The following is a 6,421-nucleotide window of genomic DNA, read 5'->3' as shown; positions in this document are numbered from 1 at the left end:
CCCTTCCGTCCCCTCAACCCGCCCACCAGGCAGGCGGAAAGCGGATGAGAAGAAGACGAGAAGGGGAGGGGGCAGGGTGCCGGGGGGTGCGTGCTCAAGGGCTGCGGCTACAGAGAAGCCGCCGCTTCGATCTTCGTCGAGAATGCTTCTCTGCTTCACGGCGAATGGGACATACCTGCCAGAAATTCCGCTGTGCCGGCAGCGCGAGCGGTCATACTGGGGGAGCATCCTTGAAGGTATGAGTGCGGTGCCACTGATAGTATGGCTCTCGGCTCGGCGACCAACAGGTCACTATTCTGCTCGCAAGTTTTTCCCTTATGTAGGTGGCGACTTCAGGGACTTCCTTGGCCAGTGAACTGACCTGTATTGCACCTTTGGCGGCAACGGTGACGTAGCCATGCTCGTACACGGCGTCGCATCCCAAAGTGCAGGCCAGCATGGCGATATTGGCCAGGTCGCGCTTTTCGTCGTCGGTGCACATCGCGCGCTTTTTTATGTGCGCGGCGATCAAGAACGTGCTCGGCAGATCGCGTCCGCACAGGGCACACTCACCAGTCGCCCCCTTCAAGAGGTGCCTCTTGAGCGCAGCTTGCTCACCCCGCTGGGCGCGCTGGGCTGTGCGCTCCAGCTCCCCGTCGAAGGAGGCCACAGCGGCCTCCTCCTGGGCCGTGTCGACCGGTTCGAGCACTGCCGTGGTGGCGTCGAGGGTCAGCAGGGTCTGAAGCGTGTCGCTCTCACCCTCGCTGAGCACCGAGATGCCCATGATGTTGCGCCTGGGATTCCAGTCGAGCAGGGTGCGGATCTCCTCGATGGGTATATCGAAGCCACGAGTACCGGAGAGGGCATACATGTACTCCCAGGTGCTGCCGGTGTGGTCCGTGCCCCACAGCCGTGTGGCCAGCTCCTTGTTGCGCCACATCAAGGCGATGGTGCCGCCGAAGTAGATACGTTTGTCGCCGCTGAAGAAGACCCAGTCTCCGGTGTGCATCTTCTTGATCCGGGAGAGGTTTATGTTGCTCTTGCCTGGCACTATGCCCCACATCTGGGCCTGACCGTCGGGGAAGAGCTGCTTGAGCTGGTCGATGGTCGACGCTTCGAGAATGTCCGCGTGGTCATCGAAGACCACGGGAGTGGCAATTGTGTCCTGGTAATGCTGGTCGACGTCCTTCTCCGACCGGCGGGCCGGCTGCATCACGATCCGCATGACGTGGATCATCCCCCCAACTGTGTGTATTTGTCCGCCCGGCCTCGTGCGAGGTGCACCGGGTACTTGCGACGGTTCTTCTCGATCTTCTGAGTCAATGCTTCTTCGAGGTCGATGTCCAGGACGTCCGCCAGCCTGAGCAAGTAGGCCAGGACGTCCGCCATCTCCTCACGCACCTGCACGGCTCGCTCGGCGTCCCCCATTACCTGGTCGGACTGCTCCGGCGTCAGCCACTGGAAGATCTCCAGCAGCTCGCCGCTCTCGCCGGCCATCGCCATCACGAGGTTCTTCGGGCTGTGGAACTGTTCCCACTCTCGCTCGGCGGCGAACTGGGCCAGTGCTTGCTGTAGATGTGTCAGCGCCATGGGCAACAGCTCTATCAGGTGCCTCCGAAGCTGTCGGTTGGAGCCAAGGTTGCAGGCTGATTATCGGTTGGGATTAATGTAGATCGCTATGTATCTGTACGGGAGCACGGTGGCCGAGGCGGCCCAAGGTGTGGGCGATGCGGGCTTCATCGGCGTAGCTGAGCGGCGCTTCAGGCAGGTGTTCGGGGTAGCCCCCAGCCCTGAGGAGGTGCGCAGCTGGCAGCACAGTTGGCCGGCGCTCCTCCAGATACTTCGCTCCGCTGGACTGGGGGCTGTGCACCTCCTGCTGGAATACTCGCTGCCGGCCACCGGAGAGCGCGTCGATGCCCTTCTGGTCGGGAGGGACACCAGCGGGCAGTTGTGCACGATCGCGATCGAACTGAAGCAGTGGACGCACGCGCAACTGAGTCCCGCTCGGCCCGGAATGGTCCGTGTCGGCGGGCGCGTCGTGCAACACCCCGCCCGCCAGGTCGGCGGCTATGTGCACTACCTGCAGCAGTGGGTGAGCCGGGATGGCTTCCCGCTGACAGTGCGTGGCGCCGCGGTACTCCACGACGCCCCCGCCGAACTGGTTGCCGAACTTCGTGGGCGGGCCTCTGGCGGACCGGCCGGCGCCTACCCGGTGCTCGGACGGGACGACCTCACACCGGTTCCGTCAGCTCAGGCATTGGCCCAACGGCTCGGCTGTGCTGATTTGAGCCCCGTCAGTTGGGACGACGTAGAAGGCTTCCTCCAGGTTGAGCATCGCCCGTCGCCGGCGCTCCTGCAACGGGCGGGAGAGGTCATCGAGGGCCGTGATGCCTTCACTCTCATCGGTGACCAGGATCTTGCCCGGCAGGAAGTTCTGCACGCCGTGGAGGAGGCTGCTCGCACGCGGGGAAAGAAAAGCATCGTCGTCGTCACCGGTGGACCGGGTACCGGGAAGACCGTCATCGCCTGTCGGCTTCTGGGTGACCTGTGCAGGCAGCCCGGCGCCAATCCACGTCTGCTGTCGCCGTCCGGCACGCTCACACGACAACTCCGCAGAACTGTTGGCGACGTCTTCAGTGGCCTCATCACCACATTCCTCAACAAGGTCCCGGCTGGAATCACCGACAACAGTGTGGTCCTCCTGGACGAAGCCCATCGCGCCCGCACCTACCCCGATCACCAGCAGGGCGCATTCCCCGTGATCCTGGGAAAGGTCATCGATCAGGCCGCCGTGACGGTCCTGTTCCTCGACGAGCGACAGATCGTGCGCCCGACGGAAGGCCTCACCCTCAAACAGCTCGAACAGCATGCCTCGCGGATCGGTTCATCGTTCGCGCACATCGACCTCGTCAGCCAGTTCCGCTGCAATGGCTCACGTGCCTACCAACAGTGGGTCGACCGCCTCTTCCAACCCGAGGGCACCGCTTTGGCCTGGCGGGGCTGCGACTACGATCTGGCAGCCGCGGCAGACCCCGAGCAACTTGACCGCTGGGTTGCCGTACACGCCAACCGCGGCCACACCGCGCGTCTCACCGCGGGGTTCTGCTGGCCATGGGACTCCCCGCCGACCCCACCCCTACTACCGGAGGTAGTCATCACCTGGCATGGGACCGACGGCCCGGGCTCCTGGGCGCGTCCGTGGAACTGCCGTGCCGATGAGCCCGGTTTTGATCATCCCGATGTGCCGGCTCGCCCATTCTGGGCCACGGACGTCGGCGGCCACGACCAGGTCGGTTGCATCTACACAGCTCAGGGGATGGAGTACGCCTACAATGCGGTCATCATGGGTGATGACCTGGTCAGACGCGGCGAGCGCTGGATCGCCCAGCCCGACGCCAGCCACGACACCCAACTGCGTGATCTTCCGCCGCAGCGCTACCTGCACTACGCGCTGAACACCTACCGCACGCTAGCCACCAGAGGCAGCCGAGGCACACGTCTCTACTCCACCGACGCGGTCACGCAGTTGTTTCTCCAGACACTGCTTCCTCCTGACGGAGCGCTGACGAGAAACTCCTTGCCCCGGTAGTCAGGCAGCCAAAGTCGCAGAGAGCGCCCGTCGGGTGAAACGTCTCGACGGAGCGCCTTCCCCGAAAGCCGTGAGGCCGGCCATGGCCAAGCACGATGGGCTATCGCGAAGGCGCCATGGGCCGGGTGTGCGGCCTGTGACAGGCTCAGCCCCTTCTGGGTGGTAGGCCACAGCCAATGCAGATCCTGAGGCGATGGGTGGCCAGGTCCGTACTCGCTTCATATCTGCTGGTCATGTTGCCTGAAGCCGCTGGGGGACTCGCCATGCAAGGCGTCAACGAGTGAAACCCGGCGTTAGATCTCTTGGGTGAAAAGGCTGAGCATTGTACGCCTGCCACTGGCTGTCAGCGTGCATCTCGGTTAGTCTTAGTTGTCATCGCAAGAGCCCTGAAGGGGCTGCCGGGAGCACGGCTTGAACCAGGGAACTGGATCACTCCACCCTTCGAGGTGGTTGTAGCCCCCGGGAGTCCCCTTAGGGTTCTTTGCGTTTATTGTCCCTTCCAGTCGCCCCACCAGCATCGATTCGTCACGAACTCTGTGCTTCCGATAACCTTCACGCCGTACCCCAGCAGCTTGCCCCGGGAGCTGCGGCGAAGCTGGTGGCCGCAGAGCAGAAGGTTCTGGGCGCACCGCAAGTCGGCGGGGTCGCCACTGAGGGCCGCGTTGAGGAGCCCGGCGTGAATGTCGGCGAGCTGGATTCCGTCACGCTGGGTTCCCTCCCATGTGGGCGGCCATGAAACGTGCTGCCAGGGCACCCCCCACATTGATGAACTGCTGTCCTGACGCATGTCGTTCAAGGCCGCCTCGGCCGCTGTGTGGTCCATGTGCTTGACAAGGCCGAGACGGACGATGGCGAGCCGTGGGCCGCCAGGCCACTCCTTTGCTGCGTAGGCCACGCGCTCGAGAAGGAGTCGCGTCGTGTAGTTGTAGAAGACCCCCTTGTCCTGCCGCATGCCGTCGTCGCTGTTTACGGTGTCTTTATGGGCGATGACATGGATGACCTTTGCACTTGGCATCATTGCCAGCGTTCGCGCCGCATGCTCCCGGCGCTCGGGTCGCTTGGGCCTGAAGTGCTCAACCCAGTGAATGGGTTTGAGGAGTTGCTGTGGTTGAGCTCCGTGCACGTATGCCCTGAGGCCTCCCGCAGTGATCTTGACGTTCCACTCGTCCTCCTGAGGAACGACCAAAGCGGTCATGGCGAAGAACGGCGACTGGGCTCGGCTCGCCGCACTGAATCCGCGATCACCTGTTTCGTCGATGTAGACGTGCAGCTTGGGGAGTTGGCCATGGTGAACAAGGAGCGGCGGCGTGATGTGCGGCCCGTCGGTGCTCACCGGTTTGAGCTGGGTGAAGTTCGGTTTGGGAGGCACCACTGGAGTGTGGACTCCTTCGGTCTCGCCCTGGTCGCCACCGACGGCCAGGCGTTCGGCAAGTTTTAGTTACCGTCCGGTCAACACCCGTTACTCGTTCGGCCTGATGACGTTACACCTGACTTAGGGTTCGGTGCCTGTGCCGATCGAGGATGCTAGGACGTGCTGCTCATGCGAGCGACCGTTACGCGGTAATCCCTGCGGTGTGTTCTCGGTGCCAGCGGAAGAACTCCGCGCGGTGTGTACCGAAGTCAGTAACTGTCCGGCCGATGAGAGCGTCAGTTATTCGCCGGAGATCAATAGTTGCTGAGCTGCATGGACTTGCGGCAACGGTGCCGTCGACGGTCACATAGATGTACCCGTGCTTGAAGAGCTCGTCGCAACCCATCAGGCAGGCGGACACAATGTTGTTCAGGCTGAGACGTTCCTGTCGGCTGGCCTCGCTGTGACGTTTGATATGCGTCATGCCGATCAGACGACTGGGAAGTGTGCGGCCACAGAAAGTGCAACTGGCCGTAGGACGGGTCCCGATGAGGGCTTTGCGGATCTTTCGCTGCTCGCGGCGCACAAGTACCTGAGTCACCGTGCTCATGCTCCTGTCGCCCTCGTGGGGTGCGTTGCCGAGCCCTGAGCTGTCCTGAACGGAGGAAAGTTCGGCGGCGAGGTGAGCGACTGTCCCGGACCCCTCGAAGGCCACGACGGCGCCTTGCTTGTTCGCGGAGAGCCGCAGGGCTTCCATGGCGTCGGCGCCGAGGCTCAGGCCGGAAACGTTGCAGTCCTCGCTGAGGACATCGATTCCGATGCGCTCGGGGTACGTGTCGTCAAGCCAGACTTGGTCTGTCGCCTGAAAGAGAGGTCGGGTGATCTGGGTGACGACTACGCGCTGGAGCTCGGCGTTGGCCCATCCGCCTGGAGCCACCCTGCTATTGGGGCCCCGATGTCCCAGGACCAGGAAGTCGCCCCTGGCGAGGCCCCGGACGACCTGTCTGGCGTCAGCCCGGTCGAGGGCGCTGCTGCGCCAACCCCACAGGCCGGCATTGAGTCCGATCTCCAGATTCTCTGCGGACGGCGCGGGAACGTAGATGTACCCGGTCTGCGGCACTGCTCTTCTTTCACTCGGCCTCCCGAAGGAGGGTGCAGTGGGCCGCACCCTCAGCGAGTCTCCTGACTGGAAGGGGTGCGAACTCAACCGAAGTTGATTGTCGAAGATCGTACCGCAGCAGCTCTGGCGCATGGGCGCCTGATTCAAAGGGCATGACGCAGGAGCCGAGTTGGACAGGATCTGATGCGCAGCCATCGTGGATGGATGGAATGACCGGACCGGATGTCCTTGGCGTTTCACCGGCCACTCACACGATCAGCGCCGTGCAACGACAAAGACCCGTACTCGATGAGAACGAGTACGGGTCTTCATGTCTGGCACTCTCGTCGATCAGTGTCTTGATCACACTGTCCGGTCCAAAGTGCCCCCGGCAGGATTCGAA

General features: G+C 63.1%; 5 protein-coding genes. 1 reads left to right on the top strand and 4 read right to left on the bottom strand.

The window, feature by feature from the left end:
- Positions 1-211 precede the first annotated feature (211 nt).
- On the bottom strand, positions 212-1,216 hold the full coding sequence (locus CCN72_RS18215; RefSeq protein ID WP_244174303.1) for a hypothetical protein: 1,005 nt from the start codon (positions 1,214-1,216) through the stop codon (positions 212-214).
- The gene (locus CCN72_RS18210) at positions 1,213-1,569 is read right to left on the bottom strand and encodes a nucleotide pyrophosphohydrolase (protein ID WP_086808439.1); all 357 of its coding nucleotides are present in this window, start codon (positions 1,567-1,569) and stop codon (positions 1,213-1,215) included. Before CCN72_RS18210 ends, CCN72_RS18215 begins: the two co-directional genes overlap by 4 nt.
- Positions 1,570-1,657: 88 nt before the next feature.
- Here CCN72_RS18210 and CCN72_RS18205 point away from each other — a divergent pair, with 88 nt between their 5' ends.
- Positions 1,658-3,568 (top strand): DNA/RNA helicase domain-containing protein, encoded by a 1,911-nt coding sequence (locus CCN72_RS18205; RefSeq protein WP_086808438.1) that lies wholly within the window; start codon positions 1,658-1,660, stop codon positions 3,566-3,568.
- A gap of 487 nt (positions 3,569-4,055) precedes the next feature.
- On the opposite strand, the gene CCN72_RS18200 is transcribed toward CCN72_RS18205, so the two are convergent.
- Both CCN72_RS18200 and CCN72_RS18195 read right to left on the bottom strand, forming a co-directional pair.
- Positions 4,056-4,940 carry a DUF3800 domain-containing protein gene (locus tag CCN72_RS18200; RefSeq protein ID WP_158101365.1) on the bottom strand — a complete coding sequence of 295 codons (885 nt, stop codon included), beginning with the start codon at positions 4,938-4,940 and terminating at the stop codon, positions 4,056-4,058.
- Between the two features lie 181 nt (positions 4,941-5,121).
- Positions 5,122-6,039, bottom strand: a complete 918-nt coding sequence (locus CCN72_RS18195; RefSeq protein WP_086808436.1) for a hypothetical protein — start codon at positions 6,037-6,039, stop codon at positions 5,122-5,124.
- Between the last annotated feature and the right edge of the window lie 382 nt (positions 6,040-6,421).

This window comes from Streptomyces murinus, from assembly GCF_002154555.1.
GTDB classification, from domain to species: Bacteria; Actinomycetota; Actinomycetes; order Streptomycetales; family Streptomycetaceae; genus Streptomyces; species Streptomyces murinus.
The sequence above is the reverse complement of the archived record's forward strand: the minus strand, read 5'-3'. Positions and strand labels throughout refer to the sequence as shown.

What these genes read in the sequence shown, in the direction of transcription:
- CCN72_RS18215 (WP_244174303.1), bottom strand. Translation starts at nt 1,216, where the DNA reads ATGATCCACGTCATGCGGATCGTGATGCAGCCGGCCCGCCGGTCGGAG.
- CCN72_RS18210 (WP_086808439.1), bottom strand. Translation starts at nt 1,569, where the DNA reads ATGGCGCTGACACATCTACAGCAAGCACTGGCCCAGTTCGCCGCCGAG.
- CCN72_RS18205 (WP_086808438.1), top strand. Translation starts at nt 1,658, where the DNA reads ATGTATCTGTACGGGAGCACGGTGGCCGAGGCGGCCCAAGGTGTGGGC.